The following is a 19,052-nucleotide window of genomic DNA, read 5'->3' as shown; positions in this document are numbered from 1 at the left end:
CGCTTCGTCGCCGACCCGCACGGACCCGCCGGGGCCCGCATGTACCGCACCGGTGACCTGGTGCGCTGGCAGGACGACGGCACCCTCGCCTACCTGGGCCGCGCCGACGCACAGGTCAAGCTGCGCGGGTTCCGCATCGAACTCGGCGAGATCGAGGCGGTCCTGGGCCGCCACCCGGAGGTGGCGCAGGTCGTCGTCACCGTGTGGGAGTCCAGACCCGGCGACAAGCGGATCGTCGCCCACCTGGTGCCCGCCGCGGACACGCCCGTCGCTACGGAGGCGCTGCGCGCGCACGCCGCCGCCGAACTGCCCGACTACATGGTGCCGTCGGCGTTCGTGGCCATGGACGCGCTGCCGCTGACCGGCAACGGCAAGGTGGACCGCAGGGCGCTGCCCGAGCCGGACCTGGGCGCGGCGTCGGCGGGCCGCGCGCCGCGCTCCCCGCACGAGGAGATCCTGTGCGGCCTGTTCGCGGAGACCCTCGGCCTGCCCTCGGTCACCATCGACGACAACTTCTTCGACCTGGGCGGCCACTCGCTGCTCGCCACCCGCCTGGTGAGCCGGGCGCGCGGCGTCCTCGGCGTGGAGCTGGCGATCCGGCAGCTCTTCGAGGCGCCGACCGTGGCGGCGCTCGCGCGGCTCGTCGGCGGCGCCGCCGGTGCCCGGCGCGCGGTCACCCCGGTGGTGCCGCGCCCGGAGCGGATCCCGGTGTCGTTCGCGCAGCGCCGCCTGTGGTTCCTGCACCGCTTCGAGGGCCCCAGCGCCACGTACAACATCCCCCTGGGGATGCGGCTGACCGGCGCCCTGGACCACGACGCGCTGCGGGCCGCGCTCGCCGACCTGGCGCAGCGGCACGAGACGCTGCGCACGGTGTTCGCCGAGGACGCCGAGGGCCCGTACCAGACGGTCCTGGACGGCGAGCGGGCCCGGCCCGTCCTCGACGTGCGGCACGTGCCGGAGGAGCGGGTGGCCGAGGAGGTCGCGGCGGCCGCGGCGTACGCGTTCGACCTGAGCGCCGAGCTGCCGCTGCGGGCCACGCTGTTCGCGACCGGCCAGGACGCGACGACCGGCCAGGACTCCCACGTCCTGCTGCTCCTGCTGCACCACATCGCGGGCGACGGCTGGTCGATGCCGCTGCTGGCCCGCGACCTGACCGCCGCGTACGCGGCGCGGGTGCGGGGCGAGGCGCCCGCCTGGTCGCCGCTGCCCGTCGCGTACGCCGACTACAGCATCTGGCAGCGCGAGCAGCTCGGCGACGAGAGCGACCCGGACAGCGCGCTCGCCCGCCAGCTCGCCTTCTGGAAGGACGCCCTGGCCGGGGCGCCGGACGAGCTGGCGCTGCCCACGGACCGGCCGCGGCCCGCCGCCGAGTCCCACCGGGGCGACCGGGTGCGCTACGAGGTGCCCAAGGAGCTGCACGAGCGGATCGTGAAGCTCGGCCGGTCCGCGCAGGCCAGCCCGTTCATGGTGCTCCAGGCCGCCGTCGCCGCCCTGTTGACGCGACTGGGCGCGGGCGCGGACATCCCGCTGGGCACGCCGGTCGCCGGGCGCACCGACGACGCCCTGGACGACCTCGTCGGCTTCTTCGTCAACACCCTGGTGCTGCGCACCGACACTTCCGGGAACCCCACGTTCGCGGAACTCCTCGGCCGGGTGCGCGAGACGGACCTGGCCGCGTACGCGCACCAGGACGTGCCGTTCGAGCGCCTGGTGGAGGAGATCCGGCCGAGCCGGTCCCTGTCGCGGCACCCGCTGTTCCAGACGATGCTGACGTACAACAACACCGACCAGGAGGCCGCTGCGGGCGCTTCCGGCGGCCCGGCGGCCGGTGCCGGGCGGCTCGGGGACCTGTCGGTCACGTCGGTGGAGGCCGACTCGGGCACCGCCAAGTTCGACCTGCTGTTCGCGTTCAGCGAGCGGCGTGACGGCGACGGCGCCGCGAACGGCCTGGGCGCGGCGCTGGAGTTCAGCACCGACCTGTTCGACCGGAGCACGGCGGAGTCGTTCGTGGCCCGGCTGCTGCGCCTCCTCGAGGCGGCGACCGCCGACCCGAAGCGCCGCGTCGGGGACATCGAGCTGCTGTCGGACGCCGAGCGGCGCCAGGTCCTGTCCGGCTGGGACGGGCCCGCGCTCGCGGTGGGCGGCGCCTCGCTGCCCGCGCGGTTCGAGGAGCAGGCGGCCCGCCACCCGGACGCCGTCGCCGTGGAGCACCCGGGCGGCGCGCTGGACTACGCGGCGCTCAACGCCCGCGCCAACCGGCTCGCGCGGGCCCTCATCGCCCGTGGCGTGGGCCCGGAGAGCCTGGTCGCGGTGGCCATGCCGCGCTCGGCGGAGCTGGTCACGGCGCTGCTCGCCGCCCTGAAGGCGGGCGCGGGCTATATGCCGCTGGACCCGGAGTACCCGGCGGAGCGCATCGCGTACATGCTGGCCGACGCCCGCCCGGCGTGCGTCCTGACGACGGCCGCGCACGCGTCGGTCCTGCCGCCGGACGTGGCCGCGGTGACGGTGACGGTCGACGCGCCCGCCACGGCGGCCGCCCTGGAGGCGCTGCCCGCCGGGGACGTCACCGACGCCGAGCGGACCGCCCCGCTGGACCCGTCGCACCCCGCGTACGTCATCTACACGTCCGGGTCGACGGGCCGCCCCAAGGGCGTCGTGATGCCCGCGGCGTCGACGGTCAACCTGCTGGAGTGGCACGAGGCCGCGCTGCCCGGCGGTCCGGGCACGCGCGTCGCCCAGTTCACCGCCGTCAGCTTCGACGTGTCGGTGCAGGAGACCCTGTCGGCGCTGCTGTCCGGCAAGACGCTGGTGGTGTGCGACGAGGACACCCGCCGGGACCCGGTGGCGCTCGCGGCGTGGCTTCAGAGCGCCGCGATCCACGAGCTGTACGCGCCGAACCTGGTCCTCGACGCGGTCGCCGAGGCCGCCGTGGCGCGCGGCCTCGCCCTGCCGGAGCTGACCGCGCTGGTGCAGGCCGGTGAGGCGCTCACCCCGCACGGCGCGCTGCGCACCCTGCTCGCCGACCGCCCGGGCCTGCGGCTGCACAACCACTACGGTCCCGCCGAGACCCATGTGGTGACGGGCCACCAGCTCCCGGCGGACACCGCCGCCTGGCCCGCGGTCCCGCCGATCGGCACGCCCGTCGCCAACACCGCGATCCGCGTCCTGGACGCGCGCCTGCGCCCGCTGCCCGCGGGTGTGCCCGGCGAGCTGTACATCGCGGGCCCGAGCCTGGCCCGCGGCTACGGCGGGCGGCCCGCGCTCACCGCGGACCGGTTCGTGGCGGACCCGTACGGGCCCGCCGGGGCCCGCATGTACCGCACGGGCGACCTGGCGCGGTGGACCGCGGACGGGCAGCTCGTCTACCTGGGCCGCGCCGACGGCCAGGTGAAGATCCGCGGCTTCCGCATCGAGCCGGGCGAGGTGGAGAAGGTCCTCACCGGCCACCCGGGCGTCGCGCAGGCCGCCGTGGTCGTCCGCGAGGACCGGCCCGGCGACAAGCGGCTCGTCGCGTACGTGGTGGCGGCCGAGGGCTCCGCCGCGCCGGACCGGGCGGCGCTGCGCGCCCACTGCGCCGGTGCGCTGCCCGACCACATGGTGCCGTCGGCGTTCGTCACGCTCGACGCGCTGCCGCTGACCGCCAACGGCAAGCTGGACCGGGCGGTGCTGCCCGCCCCCGAGCAGTCGTCCACGGCGCCCTCGCGGGAACCGGCGACGGCCCTGGAGCGGGCGCTGTGCGAGCTGTTCGCGGAGGTGCTCGGCCTGGACGCCGCCGGGGTGGAGGACGACTTCTTCGAACTGGGCGGCCACTCGTTCCTCGCGGCGCGCCTCGTCGGCCGCATCCGGGAGGAGTTGGGCGCCGAGGTGCCGGTGCGCCGCGTCTTCGAGGCGCCGACGGCCGAGGCCCTGGCGGCCTCGCTGGCGGGCGCCAAGGAGACGCGGGACTCCACGGCGGTGCTGCTGCCGCTGCGGGCGCGCGGCTCGTCGGCCCCGCTGTTCTGCCTGCACCCGGGCGGCGGCTACAGCTGGTGCTACGCGGGTCTGGTGCGGCACTTGGGCCCGGACGTGCCGGTGTACGGAATCCAGGCGCGCGGCCTCGACGGCAGCGGGCACCTCGCCGCCGACATGGACGAGATGGTCGAGGACTACCTCGCCCAGATCCGCTCCGTGCAGCCGCACGGCCCCTACCGCCTCGCGGGCTGGTCGTTCGGCGGCCTGTCCGCGCACGCCCTGGCGGTGCGGCTGCGCGCCGAGGGCGAGGACGTCGAACTGCTCGCGCTGCTCGACGCCTATCCCCCGGGCGAGGACGCCGAGAACCTGGAGGTCGTCGACCACGAGATCGTCGCGCACAACCTCCAGGCGATGGGCTTCGAATTCGACGAGGCGGACCTCATAGCAGACCAGGAGGCGGTGCTGCTGCGCTTCCGGGACTTCCTGCAAAATACCGACGAGTCCCTCGCCCACCTGGAAGCCTCTGACATCCTCGCTCTGAAGGACGTCTTCGTGAACAATGTCCGCATCATGCGGAAGTTCAAGCCGGGGTTCTTCGACGGCGACGTTCTTTTCTTCTCCGCGAACCGCATGTCAGAAGAGGACAGGGAATCCCGCCTGAATGTCAGCTTCTGGCAACCGTTCATCGGCGGTCGCGTCGAAGTGCACGCTATAGAATCGACGCACGGAAATCTGATGACGGATGCGCCGCACGTCGCCCGTATCGGCCGAGTCCTCGCGGACAGGCTGGACACCCCCTCCGGAATTGAAATCGTCTGAAGCAGGAGTCGCGAAATGAGCACCAATCCTTTCGAGGACCCCGAGGGCACCTATCTGGTTCTGGTCAACGACGAGGGCCAGCACTCGCTGTGGCCGTCGTTCGCCGAGGTCCCCGCGGGCTGGGAGACGGCTCTCGCCGAGACCACCCGCGAGGCGGCTCTTGAGTACATCGAGTCGAACTGGACCGACATGCGCCCGAAGAGCCTGATCAACGCGATGGAGGGCGCCGCCGCGAGCTGAGCCCGCGCCCTCGCACGACCGCCACGACTCCCCAATTGGGGAGTCGATACGCCCCAATTACCCCCACATGAGGCGTTGGCGCACAACCGCCACGGCCCGCCCACCGGCCCCCAACCGGTGGGCGGGCCGTGGCGGTGAACGGCCCGGTGAACGGGGTCGGCGAACGGGATCGACGAACAGGGTCGACAAACGGGGTCGACGAACGGGGTCGGCCGCGCCGGTGGGCCCGGCGGCGGCGAACCGGCAGCACGACCAGCGCACGACCAGCGCACGACCAGCGCACGACCAGCGACTGAACAGGCAGCACAGACGGAAGGGAGGGGCAGCGCCATGCCCGTCATAGCGGTGAACGGCATACGGCTGCACTACGAAGAGGCCGGATCGGGCGACCCGGTCGTGCTCATCCAGGGCACGGGCGGCGGCCACAGCGCGTGGGACCTGCACCAGGTCCCCGATCTGACCGCCGCGGGGTACCGCGTGATCACCTTCGACAACCGCGGTATCGCACCGAGTTCGGAGTGCGCCGACGGCTTCACGATCGACGACCTGGTCGGCGACGTCGCGGGCCTGATCACCCGGCTCGGCCTCGGCCCGTGCCGCGTCGTGGGCACGTCGATGGGCGCCTTCGTCGCCCAGGAACTCGCCCTCACCCGACCCGAGTTGGTCACCCAGGCCGTCTTCATGGCCACGCGCGGACGCACGGACGCGCTGCGCCGGGCGATGACCCTCGCGGAGATCGAGCTGTACGACTCCGGGGTGCAGCTCCCCGCGAAGTACGCGGCGGCGATGCGCGCCCTGAAGTCCCTCTCCCCCGCACCCTCAACGACGAGGCGAAGTTCGTCGACTGGCTCGACCTGTTCGAACTGTCCGCACCGCCCGGCCCGGGCCAGCGCGCCCAGTACGAGATCAGCAAACTGGACGACCGCCTCGCCGCCTACCGCGGCATCCAGGTCCCCTGCCACGTCATCGCCTTCGCCGACGACCTCGTCACCCCGCCCCACCTGTCCCGCGAGGTCGCCGACGCCATCCCCGACGCGACCTTCGAACTCGTCGCGGACTGCGGCCACTACGGCTACCTGGAGGACCCGGCGACGGTGAACAAGAGCATCCTGGACTTCTTCGCGAGGCACACCGCGTGACCCCCCACGGAAACGGAAAGCGCACCCGGCCGGACACGCCGGGTGCGCCGCCCTTCACGTCGATCCTCCTGAGGAACCTCCTCAGACACTGGTCCCGCACCAGAAGCCGCCCGAACCAGCGGGCCAACACCGCACCGCGCCGGGCGTAACGCCCGGCCCGACCGGTTCACCGCCTCCGCCCCGCGTACGCGCACCGCCCGCACGCGTGCAGCCGCGGTAGGCCGTCCACGCGTACCCCAGGCAGACCCACTCCGCCGGGACGAGCCGCGCTTCGATCGGCACGCGCGGTCTCCACCGGCTCCCAGGGTTTGACGGGCGGCAGCTGCTCCCTGCCGGGGCCATTCGTGTGCCCCAAGGGCCGCGTGCCGCTGCCCAAGCCGACGGGCGGCGTGCGGGAGGGGCAGCGAACCGGGTCATAGGGGCCAGGAGTTCGCGGGGTCGTCGAGCCAGGCCCGGGTGCCGTCGGGCGTCACGGTCAGACCGAAGCGGTCGTGTCCGGGGCGGTCGTTCTCCTCCCACCAGGTGTAGGCACCCTCGGCCTCGTCCCACAACCGGCGTGGCCCCGCCTGCCACACGACGGTCCGCTGCCCGTCGGTGAACCACAGGCAGGCCCACGACGTGTCGGTGAGGCCGTAGAGCCAGACGGGGCGGGAAGGGCCTCGCTTGTCCGCGACGGACAGGCGCACATCGCGCAGGCGCAGACCGGCGGCGAAGTGGATGACGTCGAACCTGCCCTGGGTGAACAGCTCCTCCCCCACAGCGGCGGCGCGCTTGTCCCCGTCATGGACACTGCCCACGTGGTCGCCGTGGACGATCGCGGGCTCACGCTGGGCGCGGGCCTTCATGAACTCCGCGGGCCGGGTGAAGCGGCCGGAGGCGATCCCGTCACCGGTCGCGGTCAGGCGTACGACAGCGTCGGCGTGGGTGTAGTGCGTGCCGAAGGGGGCGACGACGAGGCCGCCGGGCTTCACCGCGTCCAGGACGCCGCCGAAGGACCGGATGCCGCAGGTGACCAGCACGCGGTCGTACGGACCGCCGGGCACTCGACCGCTCAGGCCGTCCCCGACGACGGTGGTCGGATACAGGCCGCACTCCGCGAGCCCCGCCCGAGCCTCGCGGGACACCGCAGCATCGACCTCGACGGTGGTCACGTTGCCACCGCCGAGACGGTAGGAGAGGAGCCCGGCGGTCTCGCCTCTCCCGGTGCCGACGTCGAGGGCCGTCATGCCGTCGCTCACGTCCAGGTCGCCCAGGAGCCGGTAGACGACCGAGGGCATCGAACTGGACGACGTGGGGACCGTGCCGGGCTCTTCTCCGGAGTGACGGCCGTCGTCCCACTGCGTGACGATCGGCCAGTCCCGGTCGGCGTAGTCGTACCAGGCATCAGGGTCCTGCCCCTTCTCCACGGTGACCGCCCGCTTGGCATCCAGGTCGAAGGGCCACATCCGTTCGGGCAGGAACCGCGCCCGGTCGACGGCCGCGAAGGCGGGCGCCCAGTCCGAGGACAGGGCGCCGGATGCCATGAGGGCCCGCCCCAGCTCGCCACGCCCCGGCCGCTCCCCGCCCTCGCCCGCCATCACCGGGGGCCGCCGTCGGGCGTGGGGGGCTCCGGCGGCGGCGAGGGCTCCCCGGGGCCGGGGCCGTCGGGGGTGGGCGGGTTCGGCGGTCCTGGCCAGGGCTCGCCCGGAGTCCCGGCAGCGGCAGCGATCAGTCGCATCGTCTCGGTCCTTTCGAAGTCGGCGTGATGCCGATGGGCATGCCCGCAGGCAGGTTGGTACGGTCCAGGTCGCAGTGCGGGTCCCGCCCCATCGGAGGGGTGGGCTCGGTCGTACACACCCTCACCACTCACCCGCTTCTCCGAGCAGCCGGTAGGACGCGGCCATGCACCGCGTCTCCACAGCCAGCCGCCCCAGGTGCCCCAAGGCGCCTTCCAGAAACTCCGCCGCGCGCTGCAACTCGGCCTTCAAGGCCTGGTCCAACTCGGCCGCAGCGCGCAGCCGAGGCGTGTCGACCAGGAACGCCAGATCCCGCAGGAGCGCGCACGTCAGGTCCGGCAACCGGGGGTCGGCGGCCGTGACCAGGCCTAGCGCGTTCTTCACGTCGAAGTCTGTCCGACCGGCGTCGAACTCCCACCCGGGGCCGGTGCGGGAAGTGCCGCTCACCGCCAGCCCCCGCCCTGGCGCTCCCAGTCCCGGTACATGTACGCGATGGTCCGGGTCAGCCAGGCGAGCGCGCGCAGGTGGTCGTACGACGACTCGCCGAGGCGCGGGGCCCGGTGGCTCCCGAGGAACGCGTGGGCCTTGCGGATCTCGTCCAGGACGAGCCGGGACCGGTGCTCGCTCAGGCCGGAGCTGATGAGCGCGGCGAGGTCGGACAGCAGGGCCCGAACCAGCGCTTCAAGCGCGACCGGGTCGTACGGGTCCGGAAGGGCCAGAGCCTCGCCACAGCGGGTGATGACGGCCTCCACGCCGTCCTCGACAACGGCCGCCCTCACGATGCACCACCCATGGCGATCTCCCGCTCGTGGCTTCGCATCATGGTCAGCTCCCCACTTCCGTAAGGCATTTATCAGGTCGGTCCACTTGGCGCATGACGAACGTACGAGTACTCAGAGTCCGGTAGGACTGACTACGGGTACGTGTTGAGCCGAACTCGTCCGGGGGCGTCATGACGACCAGACCACCCGCACGCAGGCGTGCGGTGACCGGCACCATTGCCGGGTTCGTGCTGCGCCTGGCCCGTGAGTCCATCCCGCTCACTCAGGCCGACATGGCCGAAGTGCTGGGCGTCGACCTGGGCACGGTCCAAGGGCGCGAGTCCGGACGGCGCCCGCTTGCCCACATGCGCGCGGCCGACGTGCTCGACTTGCGTCGTCGGCTCCTCACGCTCGGGGCAGCAACCACCGTCCTCGGGTTCATCGACGCGGCGATGGATGCGGACCGGATCATCAGTGCCGCGCTCGAACCTCCTTCGGAGCTGGACCGGCACCCGCTGGCGGGCTGGGTTCACACCAGGTCGACCGCGCACATGATCGCCTGGGCCCTGAACGGCACCGCGCCTCCGTTGCTCCGGGACCGGCCAGCCCCCGTCCGGCGCGGTGCTGCTCCGGCAGCCCCCTGCTGTCGGTCGCGGAGCGGAACGCGTTCTTCGAGAACCTGCGTACGGCGGTCGATGCCGCCACCGGCGCCGGTGACCGTTTCGTGCTGCTGCGGCGGCAGGCGCTCTACCTCGCCTCCTACGATCACAGCGCCGAGGGAGCGTCGTGGACCGTCGACGCACTCCACCGTCGCCGTGACAGCCTGATCTCCCACGGCTGGACTCCGCGTTGGGCTGAGGCCCGCTCCACTGCAACCGCGCTGGTCCGCCAGGGCGATACCCGACCCCTGTCGGACTTCATCGCCCGAGCCGTGGTCGACGACGACACTGCGGAAGCCGCGAACCTCGCCTACTGGGCGTACTGGCTCGGTGCCTTGCCCGACGCCCAGCCCGACGACGCGTTCATGCGCGAACGAACCGACTGGGATCCGGTCACTGTCTTCCGCAGCCTGGTCCAGGGGCTCCACCAGGCCCCCGAGTACGTCGACCTTTACGCGCACACCCTGTGGGCACTCCTCACCACGCACTACTGGCTGCCGCGGGCCGCGCCCGGCCCCGCCGAACGACTCGGCGACCACGTCGTGCTGCTCCTGGACGGGGGACGGGTTTCCGCACAAGGCCGCCGTGACCTCGAAGCCGTGCACTACGTTCTACGCGATCACCGATGAATCCGGAGGGCACCACATGGCGGACATGACGACCCCGGAGCAGGCCAAGGGCACGGCGGGGTATCTGCTCGAACTGGGCATGCTGAAGCGTGCCAAGCGGTCCGGCTGGTGGATCGCGGGCGTGAAGGATCCCGAAACCATCGCGGAGCACTCCTTCCGCACGGCGGTGATCGGCTCCGTCCTCGCGATGATGGAGGGCGCCGACCCGGCCAAGGTCGCCCTTCTGTGCGTCTTCCACGACACCCAGGAGACCCGCGTATCCGACATCCCGCACATCGGCCGCCGCTACTTGGAAGCCGCGTCGAACGAGAAGGTCACCGCCGACCAACTCGCCGACGCGCACCCGGCCGTCGCCGCCGGGATCAGCCGCGTGGTCGCCGAGTACGAGAACGGCGACAGCCTCGAAGTGATCTGCGCACACGACGCCGACAAGCTCGAATGCCTCGTACAGGCAGTGGAGTACCGGGAACAGGGCTGCTCCAACGTTCAGAACTGGATCGACACGTCCCAGGCCAAGCTCAAGACCGCATCTGCGCAGGCTCTCGCCGAGGCCGCGCTCACCATGTCGTCGGTGGAGTGGCAGCAGACCTATCTGCGCTGACCGGGCCGTTACCCGCCCAGGAAGCATTCACCCATCCGTCCAGCTGTCCGGCGTCACGAAGGCCGCGCCGGGGGGCGGACACCAGGATGGGCCTGGCCCCGGCCAGCCCGTAAGGCCGTACGCCCGTGGGGAACGGGTCCACAGGGGGTGACGGCTGCGCCGGGTGCCGCGCCTGCGCAACAGCGGCGCGGTCGTGCAGGGTACGCGCTGTGGTGACCCAACCGGGGTCGCGGTGCAGACGGTTCAGACTCATCAGGGGGCTCCTAGGGGCATAGGAGGTGGAGGGGCGCGGGGCTCGCGTCACGGGCCGAAGTCGGGGGTGCGGCGTGCGTCCGGGGTGTCTGGGGGTGCACCACGGTCCACTCGTCAGACACCCCTCGGGCCGCCGTCTTCAGAGGCGGGCGGGGTGCGCGGCCCGGGCCAGGGCTCGCCCCGGGCTCCGTCCGCCCACGCACTCCGAAGACGCACGCCTTCGGAGCAGTCGGCCAGCAAGCCGAAGTGAAGGCGTCGGCAGGTGTCGAGGTGCGCGCGGTAGACCGCGTAAAGCTCTTCCGCTTGGTCCAGATCGGGGCCGGTCACGTCCTCACACCCTTCATCGCCTCGCGCGCGGCGGTGTACGCGACGCGCAGATCCCCGGGGGCCGTGAGGGTCAACGGCTCGGTAGGGGCGACGATCCACGACCGGGTGCGGGCAGTGAGCGGAGCGACGACGGCGGGGTCGGGCGCGGCGATGAAGTCCCCGGCGCCGAGCGTGCTGGTCTGCGGCGCGTCCCACGACCGCGCGGTGCCCGGCGGGACGAGCACCTCGACGTGGGTGGCGGTGTGCAGCACGGGCCCGAGCGGAGTCCCGTCGCCCCGGAGACGGTGGATGGTGCGCCAGCCGACGCGCTGGGGGATGCGTACGACGTCCCAGGCGCGGCCTGCGGGGACGGGCGCGAGCTCGGCGCGGTCCCACGCCGCGAGCACCTTGCGGACGTCGGCCCTCGCTTCCGTAAGCCAGGTGACGGCGCACCGGGTTGTCGTGGTCTCGGCCATGTCGGCTCCAGTGTGTACGGCCACGCCCCGAGGACGGTTCGCGCGGTCGCCGGAGCCTTGCTGTCTCACTGTCGTAGAAGGCACCTGGGACATTCGTCCCACTCGCGGGTATCCCCATCATGGGTAGACGTTCCTCGAAGTCGCTGCCGCAGGCTCTGGCCTCACGGAAGAGTTCTCCACATGACTGGATACGTTCCGTCAACCGCCCTTCCCTCATGGCTGCTGGATGATGCCCGGCTACGAGCCGCCGCCCAACGGCACGACTTCGGGACGGTATTCCGCCTGGCACGCCGACATGCGGGCATCAGCTACTCGCGCATCGCAGCCGAGTGCGACATCAAGCCGGACCGCGTCGGGACTCTGGCGCGCGGGCAGGGCAAGGTGGCAACCTTCGAGAAGATCGTTCAGATTTGCGACGCGCTGCGCATTCCTGGACGGCTGGTGGGGTTGACGGACCGCCCGTGGGAGGCGACACCAGGGAGCGGCAGGGCTGGGGCGGAGGTGGATGGAACAGTGCTGCGGCGCCGCTTCCTCCAAGCCGCCGGGCTGGCCACCACCATGCCGTCCATCTTGACGAACCCACCCGGCAGGATCGGTCAGCAGACGGTGACGTGTCTACGGGAACGCACAGCTCGCCTGCGGCGCCTGGACGATGTTCTGGGCGGAGGTGACACCTTCCGCGTGTACTCGGCCGAGTACCAGGCCACCAAAGCCCTGTTGCGCGAGGCGCGTTACAGCGAGGCGACAGGACGCGCGCTTCTGTCCGTCCTCGCCGAGCAAGCGCAGCAGGCCGGATGGGCTGCCTTCGATGGCGGCCGTGAGTCGGATGCGACCAGCCTGTACGAGGCGAGTCGGGTGGCCGCGCTCGACGCGGGCGATACCGCACTGGTGGGAAACGCGCTCGCGTTCCTCGCGTACCAGCGGCTTGGTAAGGACCGGCGGGCAGGGGCGGAGATCGCGAGTCGGTCGACGGAGACGATCGATGACGGCACTCCCGCCAGCGTACGCGCGCTGCTGCACGAAAGGCGGGCGTGGGCATGCGCTGTGGCCGATATGCCGGTTGAGGCGGAGAGGTCGCTGGTCGCCGCCAACGAGGCGTTGGCGAAGGCGAGTGAGTGGCCGCAGCCGGACTGGGCGGCATGGGTCGACCGCACGGAGGTGGACATCATGACAGGCCGGTGCTGGACAGAGCTGCGCCGCCCCCTGCGCGCGGTGACGGTGCTGGAGAGGGCCTTGTCCCAGTACGACGACGGTCACGCCCGGGACAAGGCCCTGTACTCCTCGTGGCTCGCTCAGGCCTACTTGATCGCTGGAGAGGCGGAGCAAGCGGCAGAGGTGACAAGTCGTGCTCTGGTCCTGGCGGACGGCGTGGCATCCGTGCGACCGCACAAGCGGCTACAGCCAGTCCTTGCGGAGTTGTCAGCCGCCAAGTACCGGACGCTGCCCGCTGTCGCGAGTGTGCTGGAGCAGGTCCGCGGCTAGTCAGCCGGGGCAGTGTGCTTCCTGATCCATTCAAGGCAAGGCGTGGCGCCGTCAACGATCGGAACGGCACACACCTCGGGATTCTGCCAGGGGTGGTGGTCGACCAAGTGCTTCTCAAGCAGTGGGTAACGGTCGGTGGTGGTCTTCAGGAGAAGCTGCCATTCCTCACCTGTGCCGAACTCTCCGTCGTGCCAGAACACGGACGTGACGGGGCCGATGATCTGAGCGCCCGCAGCGAGGCGTTCACGCACCGCCGTGCGCGCCAACTCGACGGCTTGCTCTCGGTGTTCAGTCGCTGTTGATACCTGCACGTAGTCAGCCATGCGATGAGCGTAGCCGGGCGCAGGTACGGTCCCGGGGGCGTCATGACGACCAGACCACCCGCACGCAGGCGTGCCGTGCCGGGGGCGGGCATCAGCCTTCGTCCTTCCGCCGAGAGGCGGAACGGGGCACGGTAGAGGGACGGTTGAACTGGTTGAACGCACCGGGGGTGCACCCATGAGCCGACGACAGCGCACGCCCAACACCGCGTTGGCGGAGCTGATGCGGGCGGGCGGGATCGGGAACTCCCAGCTCGCGCGGAGGGTCAACGCTACGGGCCGGGAGCTCGGGCTGACGCTGCACTACGACAAGACGTCCGTGTCGCACTGGCTGGCGGGCAGTGTTCCCAGGCCCCCGGTACGGGCCGCCGTGGCGGAAGCGCTCTCGCGGCTGCTCGCCCGGCCCGTGACGTGCGCGGACATCGGCTGGGACACCGAGGCCGAGGACCGGCGCGACACGGTCACCGAGGTGATCGATCTGACCCGGGCGGACATGGACCCGTCGCGTCGGGGAGTCCTCACGACGGGCGTGTACGCCGCCGCGATGGTCGTCCCGCGCTTCGACGAACTGACCGCGGGCGAGCGCGCCGAGCGCGCCGGGCGGGCCGGGCGGGCCGGGCGGGCCGAGCGCGCCGGGCGGGCGGAGAAGGCCGGGCGGACGGTCCGTGTCGGGGCCAGCGACGTGCGGACCGTCCGCACGATGACGGACAAGGTCGCTGACATTCTGGACCAGGTCGGCGCCGGGCACGCGCGGCCGATGGCCGCCGCGTTCATCGTCAACACCGTGGGCCCCTACCTGCGGGCCACGGCCACGGACCGCGTGGGCGGGACATGAAGTCCGCCGCTGCTGACCTGGTGTACCTGACGGGGTGGATGGCGATGTACGAGAACATGCAGCGGCTCGGTCAGCGGTACTACCGGCAGGCGCTGGAACTGGCCGGTGAGGCCGGAGACCACGTCACGTACTGCCGCACCCTGCGCGGCATGAGCTTGCAGGCCACGCATCTGGGCCATGGGGCGAAGGGCTTGCAGCTCGCGGACGCCGCCGCCGAGGCCACCCCCGGTGCGGGGCCGCGCCTGGTGGCGTTCCTGCGCGGGCAGCAGGCCGCCGCCGCCGCGATGACCGGAGACCGCCACACCGCGCTCACCCGCCTGAACGAGACCGAGGCGGCGCTGTCGAAGGCGGACAACCGCCGTGACGCGGTGGGCGGCTACGACCAGGCCGCGTACTTCTTCCACGAGGCGCACGTCCGCTGGCACCTGAGCGACCGTGACGGCTCGGTCAAGGCGTTGTACCGCTCCAACCAGGCGCGGTCCCCGCTGGAGCGCCAGGGGCGGCTGCACTGCCTGGGAGTGATCGCGGAGCGGCAGTTCCGGATGCGGCACGTCGAGGCCGCCTGCCGGACCTGGGGCCGGTTCCTGGACGAGTACATGGCCATCAGCAGCGCGCGCGGCGACGAACACCTGAAGACGATGGTCAGGTCCCTCCCGGCCCACCGGGGTCTCGCCGCGGCCCGCGACCTCGAAGAACGCGCGCGCAGCGTGGCCGCGCTCAAGCGGGCGTAGGGGCGCGACACTCACCGGCGACGTCCAGGAACTCCGCCAACGAACGCAACCCCGGCGGATGGTGAGGCAGCGCCCACAGGTCCCGCACGATGGCCACCGCCAGCGTGTGGTGGCGTATCCACGTCGGCGCGGCCCGGCGCAGCGACTCAAGGGTCCGCACCGCCCCGGCGGCGTCCCCGACGTCCGTGTGCGCCCGGGCCACGTCGAGCAGCAGCCACGTCCGCCACGACGGGGGCGTGTCCTTGGCCAGCCGCATGCCTTTGGCGAGCTTCAGCGCGTCTTCGGGGTGGCCGTACTGGACGGCGAGGCGGACGCGTTCGATGCGGACCGACGACGGGCTGAAGACGCTGACCATGCGGTCACGTCGACGGATACGTCGGAACGCTCGGCCAGCTCCTCTTGACTCAGCGAGGCCAAGCGACGCAGACGACGAAGGGCCCGCCCCAGGTCTTCGGTTGCCACGCTGCCACGGTACGCCGCTGAGGAGGACGCACATGACCAAGCACCCCGAACCAGACGTACGCCACTACGGGCACGCGCACGCGGCCTCGATCCGTGAACTCCTCCTGGACGTCCATGACGAGGTGTACGAGGGCGTCGATGACCCCCTCGCCCCAAGGGAGGCGTTCGCCCGGTTCGTCGACGGTTGGAGCGGCAAGGAAGGCTTCGCTTGCGTCGTCGCCTACGACGAGGACGAACCCGTCGGCTACGCCTATGGCGCTCCGCTCACGTCCGCCACGACGTGGTGGACGAAGGTCGTCCCCGCTCCGCCCCCGGAGTTCACGGCGGAGACGGGCCTGCGGACGTTCGCCTTGTCGGAACTGATGGTCCGTACTCCGTGGCGCGGCACGGGAGCCTCGCGGCTGATCCACGACGAGCTGCTGTGCGGGCGCCCGGAGGATCGAGTGACCCTGCTCGTGCACAAGGATCATGTGAAGGTGCGAGCCCTCTATGAGGGCTGGGGCTATGAACTCGTAGGCGAAGTGGTCCCGTTCGACGGCGCCCCCGTGCTGTGCACGATGGTGCTCGCCCTACACGGGGCGGATGAGAGTGCGAGGGCATAGGGGAAGGCCCCCTCCGCCCGAGGGCAGAGAGGGCCTTCTCCTAGGGGAGGGAGAGGAGGGAGGGGCCCTCCGGGGGACAGGGGCCGCCTCCCTCCCGTACATGGGGGATCGGGGTCAGTACTCCGATCCGGGGCGGTCGCCGTAGGGCTGGTTCCGCGGGTCGTGCTGGGCGGACTGCTGCGGCCAGTACCCCTGCGGCTGCTGCTGGTACTGCGCCTGGTGCTGCTGGTACTGCTGCTGCGGCTGGTTGTAGGAGTACGACTGCTGCTCGGGGGTGTAGGGCGGCGCGTACTGCTGCTGGGCCTGGTGGGCCTGGTGCTGCGGCGCGTACGCCTCCTGGTGGGTGTCCGCCTGGCGCGGGGCGTACCCCGCGTGGCGCGCCTGACCGGCGTACGCGGGCTCCGGCGTCGCCGCCGAGGCGTGACCCGGGGCCGAGGCCGCCGCGCCGGGGCCCCGCTTGCGCAGCCCGCCCGGCCACCAGTTGCGGTCGCCGAGGACGGTCATCAGGGCGGGCAGGACGAAGATGCGGATGACGACCGCGTCGATGAGGATCGCGACGGCCAGGCCGACGCCGAGCTGCTTGAACTCGACCATGCTCAGCGTGCCGAAGATGGAGAAGACACCGACCATGACGACGGCCGCGCTGGTGACCACGCCCGCGGACTTCACGATGCCGTCGCGCACCGCGTCCTTGGTGGACATGCCGTTCTCGGCGGCCTCGCGGATCCGGCTGACGACGAAGACGTGGTAGTCCATCGACAGGCCGAACAGGACCACGAAGAGGAAGAGCGGCAGCCACGACACGACCGCGCCGCTGGACTGGAAGTCGAGCAGTTTCTCCGCCCAGGTGTGCTGGAAGACGGCGACCAGGACACCGAAGGAGGCGGCGGCGGAGAGCAGGTTGAGGCCGATGGCGGACAGGGCGATCGCGGCGGAGCGGAAGATCCCGGCCATCATGGCGAGGGTCAGCAGGAGGACGAAGCCGACCACCCAGGGCAGGCGTTCCTCCAGGTGCGCGGTGAAGTCCACGCTCTGCGCGACCTTGCCGGTCACACCGTGCTCGGCGCCGGGCACCTTGTCGAAGGCCTGCGGCACCCAGGCGCGCAGGGTGTCCAGGGACTCGCGGGCGCCGTCGCTCTTGGGCGTGTACGGGGTGCCGATGTCGAGGGTGTGGACGCGGTGGTCGGCGGACTCGCGGAGCTTGGGCTCCTGGTCGTGGGCGAACAGCTTGTCCTTCTCGGCGCGCTTGGCGAGGCCGTGCAGGGCGGCCTTGACCTCACCGGCCTGGTCGGCGGAGGCGCGCACCGCCACCTGGTGCACGGTGCCCTTGCTCGGGAAGGAGTGAGTGAGCCGGTCCATGGCGGCGACCACGGGGATGTCGCGGGACAGGTCGTCGGAGCCGGGCTGCTTGAGCTTCATGTCCAGGGCGGGCAGCGCGGCGAGCAGCAGCGCGCCGACGGAGAGGACCAGGGTGAGGGCGGGCCGTCCGAGGGCGGGGCGCAGCAGCGCGGGCCAGACGCGGGACTCGCCGGAGCGCATGGTCAGGCGCCACAGGAAGGGGACCTTGGGGCGGTCGACCCAGCGGCCGAGCTTGGCGAGCAGCGCGGGCAGCACGGTCAGCGAGGCGATCACGGCGACCGCGACGACGATGATGGAGCCGGTGGCGAGGGAGGCGAAGGTGGCCTCGTTGGCGAGGTAGAGACCGGCCATGGACACCATGACGGTGATGCCGGAGACGACGACGGTGTGGCCGGAGGTCTCGGCGGCGATCTCGATGGCGTCGTGGTGGGACTTGCCCTTCTGCCGCTCCTCGCGTTCCCGCTTGAGGTAGAAGAGCGAGTAGTCGACGCCGACGGCCATGCCCATCAGCAGGATCACGTTGCTGATGGCGCTGGTGGCGGGCAGCAGGTGGGAGGCGAGGGACGACAGGCCCATCGCGGCGCCGACGGCGGACAGCGCGAGCACCACGGGCACACCGGCCGCGATGAGGGCGCCGAACACCACGAGCAGGATGAGCAGGGTCATCGGCAGGCTGATGAACTCGGCCTTCTGGAAGTCCTTGCCGAGGGTTTCGGTGAGGCCCTTGGCGGTGGAGCCGGTGCCGACCTGTTCGACGCGCAGGCCCGGGTGGGCCTTCTCGACGGCCGCGCTCTCGTCGAGCAGCGGGTCGATGCGCTTGTCGGCGGTCTCCGGGTCGCCCTTCATGGTGACGGGCACGAGCATCGCGAGGCCGTCCTCGGAGCGGACGGGCGCGCCCACGGAGGCGACGCCGTCGAGGCCCTTCATGCGCCGCTGGACGTCCTCGGCGGCGGCCCGGGCGGCCTTGAGTTCGAGCTTGCCGCCCTCCTTGGCGGTGATCAGGACGCTTTCCTCGGGCTTCTCGCTGAAGTCGCCGTCGGCCACGATCTTGCCCGCGCGGCCCGACTCGCGGACACCCGACTCGTCGTCACTGATCTTGTTGGTTCCGGCCGCGCCGCCCAGGAAGAGGCACAGCACGACGAACGCGGTCCACAGACCGATCGCTGACCACGGGTGGTTGGCGCTCCACCGCGCGATCCGCACTGTCGCTGGATTTTTCCTCAACGCCGTTTTCCTTCCGTACACGGCTCGTCACCACTCAGTCGATGGGTTCGACACGTACGCCGATTGGCTCGGCGCGTGCGCCGATGGGTTCGGCACCCGCGCCGACGGCTTCGACGCGTGCGTTCGACGCCTGCGCCGATTCGTTCGACGCGTGCGCCGATTCGTTCGGCGAGGGCGCCGATTCGTTCGATGCGTACGCCGATTCGTTCGGCTCGGACATCGATCTGCTCGACGCTGACGCCGATTGGTTCGACGCGGACCACGCTAGTTTCCGGAGTTCGGCAAAGGACAGGCAGCAATCCGCCTGATGCCCCGGGAAAAACCCGATGCGGACCCTGAAGAAAACTTCCAGTCCGGCCTGGAAGCTTCCCGCCACCCTGGAATCGGGAAACCTTGACGTCTTCGAATCTGTCCAGCTACGTTTCTGGCGAGACGAAGCGCGGTGCCGTGCCTGGGGGAGCAATCCGCACGCTGCCTTCCCTACCCCTT

General features: G+C 71.6%; 14 protein-coding genes and 2 pseudogenes. 9 read left to right on the top strand and 7 right to left on the bottom strand.

Going from position 1 to position 19,052, the window contains the following annotated elements; all coding sequences use genetic code 11:
* The first annotated feature begins 39 nt into the window (after positions 1-39).
* From ACOBQU_RS40015 to ACOBQU_RS40005, 3 genes are all read left to right on the top strand, one after another.
* A complete protein-coding gene (locus tag ACOBQU_RS40015; protein WP_423635455.1) occupies positions 40-4,770 on the top strand; it encodes an amino acid adenylation domain-containing protein in 4,731 nt (1,576 codons plus the stop codon).
* A 15-nt stretch (positions 4,771-4,785) separates the two neighbouring features.
* Complete coding sequence (locus ACOBQU_RS40010; RefSeq protein WP_423635453.1) at positions 4,786-5,010, top strand: MbtH family protein; 225 nt, start codon at positions 4,786-4,788, stop codon at positions 5,008-5,010.
* A 330-nt stretch (positions 5,011-5,340) separates the two neighbouring features.
* A complete protein-coding gene (locus tag ACOBQU_RS40005; RefSeq protein WP_423635451.1) occupies positions 5,341-6,108 on the top strand; it encodes an alpha/beta fold hydrolase in 768 nt (255 codons plus the stop codon).
* Between the two features lie 454 nt (positions 6,109-6,562).
* Here the strand turns inward: ACOBQU_RS40005 and ACOBQU_RS40000 are convergent, their stop codons facing one another.
* The 3 genes from ACOBQU_RS40000 to ACOBQU_RS39990 form a co-directional block, all read right to left on the bottom strand.
* Positions 6,563-7,672 (bottom strand): protein-L-isoaspartate(D-aspartate) O-methyltransferase, encoded by a 1,110-nt coding sequence (locus ACOBQU_RS40000; protein WP_423635449.1) that lies wholly within the window; start codon positions 7,670-7,672, stop codon positions 6,563-6,565.
* Between the two features lie 315 nt (positions 7,673-7,987).
* Entirely contained in the window at positions 7,988-8,311 is a 324-nt protein-coding gene (locus ACOBQU_RS39995) for a hypothetical protein (RefSeq protein ID WP_423635447.1), read from the bottom strand.
* Positions 8,308-8,643: a hypothetical protein gene (locus ACOBQU_RS39990; RefSeq protein WP_423635445.1), complete on the bottom strand. Its 336-nt coding sequence runs from the start codon at positions 8,641-8,643 to the stop codon at positions 8,308-8,310. The genes ACOBQU_RS39995 and ACOBQU_RS39990 overlap by 4 nt, the downstream gene beginning before the upstream one ends.
* Positions 8,644-9,349: 706 nt before the next feature.
* On the opposite strand from ACOBQU_RS39990, the gene ACOBQU_RS39985 reads away from it, so the two are divergent.
* Both ACOBQU_RS39985 and ACOBQU_RS39980 read left to right on the top strand, forming a co-directional pair.
* Positions 9,350-9,913, top strand: coding sequence for a hypothetical protein (locus tag ACOBQU_RS39985; protein ID WP_423635443.1), 564 nt, complete (start codon positions 9,350-9,352; stop codon positions 9,911-9,913).
* A gap of 16 nt (positions 9,914-9,929) precedes the next feature.
* Positions 9,930-10,514 (top strand): HD domain-containing protein, encoded by a 585-nt coding sequence (locus tag ACOBQU_RS39980; protein WP_423635441.1) that lies wholly within the window; start codon positions 9,930-9,932, stop codon positions 10,512-10,514.
* A 575-nt stretch (positions 10,515-11,089) separates the two neighbouring features.
* On the opposite strand, the gene ACOBQU_RS39975 is transcribed toward ACOBQU_RS39980, so the two are convergent.
* Positions 11,090-11,548, bottom strand: coding sequence for a hypothetical protein (locus ACOBQU_RS39975; RefSeq protein ID WP_423635439.1), 459 nt, complete (start codon positions 11,546-11,548; stop codon positions 11,090-11,092).
* Between the two features lie 180 nt (positions 11,549-11,728).
* Here ACOBQU_RS39975 and ACOBQU_RS39970 point away from each other — a divergent pair, with 180 nt between their 5' ends.
* Positions 11,729-13,030 (top strand): helix-turn-helix domain-containing protein, encoded by a 1,302-nt coding sequence (locus ACOBQU_RS39970; RefSeq protein WP_423635437.1) that lies wholly within the window; start codon positions 11,729-11,731, stop codon positions 13,028-13,030.
* Here the strand turns inward: ACOBQU_RS39970 and cutA are convergent.
* Positions 13,027-13,353: a divalent-cation tolerance protein CutA gene (gene cutA / locus ACOBQU_RS39965; RefSeq protein WP_423635435.1), complete on the bottom strand. Its 327-nt coding sequence runs from the start codon at positions 13,351-13,353 to the stop codon at positions 13,027-13,029. The two genes, ACOBQU_RS39970 and cutA, sit on opposite strands and share 4 nt — an antisense overlap.
* A gap of 175 nt (positions 13,354-13,528) precedes the next feature.
* Here cutA and ACOBQU_RS39960 point away from each other — a divergent pair.
* Positions 13,529-14,916 (top strand): annotated as a pseudogene (locus tag ACOBQU_RS39960) (hypothetical protein).
* Here ACOBQU_RS39960 and ACOBQU_RS39955 read toward each other — a convergent pair.
* Positions 14,903-15,277 (bottom strand): annotated as a pseudogene (locus ACOBQU_RS39955) (transcriptional regulator); the annotation flags it as partial. The pseudogenes ACOBQU_RS39960 and ACOBQU_RS39955 sit on opposite strands and share 14 nt — an antisense overlap.
* 133 nt (positions 15,278-15,410) lie before the next feature.
* On the opposite strand from ACOBQU_RS39955, the gene ACOBQU_RS39950 reads away from it, so the two are divergent.
* Positions 15,411-15,980 (top strand): GNAT family N-acetyltransferase, encoded by a 570-nt coding sequence (locus ACOBQU_RS39950; RefSeq protein WP_423635433.1) that lies wholly within the window; start codon positions 15,411-15,413, stop codon positions 15,978-15,980.
* A 114-nt stretch (positions 15,981-16,094) separates the two neighbouring features.
* On the opposite strand, the gene ACOBQU_RS39945 is transcribed toward ACOBQU_RS39950, so the two are convergent.
* Complete coding sequence (locus tag ACOBQU_RS39945; protein ID WP_423635431.1) at positions 16,095-18,542, bottom strand: MMPL family transporter; 2,448 nt, start codon at positions 18,540-18,542, stop codon at positions 16,095-16,097.
* A gap of 62 nt (positions 18,543-18,604) precedes the next feature.
* On the opposite strand from ACOBQU_RS39945, the gene ACOBQU_RS39940 reads away from it, so the two are divergent.
* Positions 18,605-18,871 carry a hypothetical protein gene (locus ACOBQU_RS39940; RefSeq protein WP_423635429.1) on the top strand — a complete coding sequence of 89 codons (267 nt, stop codon included), beginning with the start codon at positions 18,605-18,607 and terminating at the stop codon, positions 18,869-18,871.
* Positions 18,872-19,052: the final 181 nt, after the last annotated feature.

The sequence above is a fragment of the Streptomyces sp. G45 genome (assembly GCF_049542095.1).
In the GTDB taxonomy this organism is placed as follows: Bacteria; Actinomycetota; Actinomycetes; order Streptomycetales; family Streptomycetaceae; genus Streptomyces.
This window is presented reverse-complemented; position numbering and strand designations above follow the sequence as displayed.

Bases quoted from the DNA above. Each gene is read 5' to 3' on its own strand.
- cutA (WP_423635435.1), bottom strand. From the start codon at position 13,353: ATGGCTGACTACGTGCAGGTATCAACAGCGACTGAACACCGAGAGCAA.
- ACOBQU_RS39970 (WP_423635437.1), top strand. From the start codon at position 11,729: ATGACTGGATACGTTCCGTCAACCGCCCTTCCCTCATGGCTGCTGGAT.
- ACOBQU_RS39980 (WP_423635441.1), top strand. From the start codon at position 9,930: ATGGCGGACATGACGACCCCGGAGCAGGCCAAGGGCACGGCGGGGTAT.
- ACOBQU_RS40010 (WP_423635453.1), top strand. From the start codon at position 4,786: ATGAGCACCAATCCTTTCGAGGACCCCGAGGGCACCTATCTGGTTCTG.
- ACOBQU_RS40015 (WP_423635455.1), top strand. From the start codon at position 40: ATGTACCGCACCGGTGACCTGGTGCGCTGGCAGGACGACGGCACCCTC.
- ACOBQU_RS39940 (WP_423635429.1), top strand. From the start codon at position 18,605: ATGGGTTCGACACGTACGCCGATTGGCTCGGCGCGTGCGCCGATGGGT.
- ACOBQU_RS39950 (WP_423635433.1), top strand. From the start codon at position 15,411: ATGACCAAGCACCCCGAACCAGACGTACGCCACTACGGGCACGCGCAC.
- ACOBQU_RS39975 (WP_423635439.1), bottom strand. From the start codon at position 11,548: ATGGCCGAGACCACGACAACCCGGTGCGCCGTCACCTGGCTTACGGAA.
- ACOBQU_RS40005 (WP_423635451.1), top strand. From the start codon at position 5,341: ATGCCCGTCATAGCGGTGAACGGCATACGGCTGCACTACGAAGAGGCC.
- ACOBQU_RS40000 (WP_423635449.1), bottom strand. From the start codon at position 7,672: ATGGCATCCGGCGCCCTGTCCTCGGACTGGGCGCCCGCCTTCGCGGCC.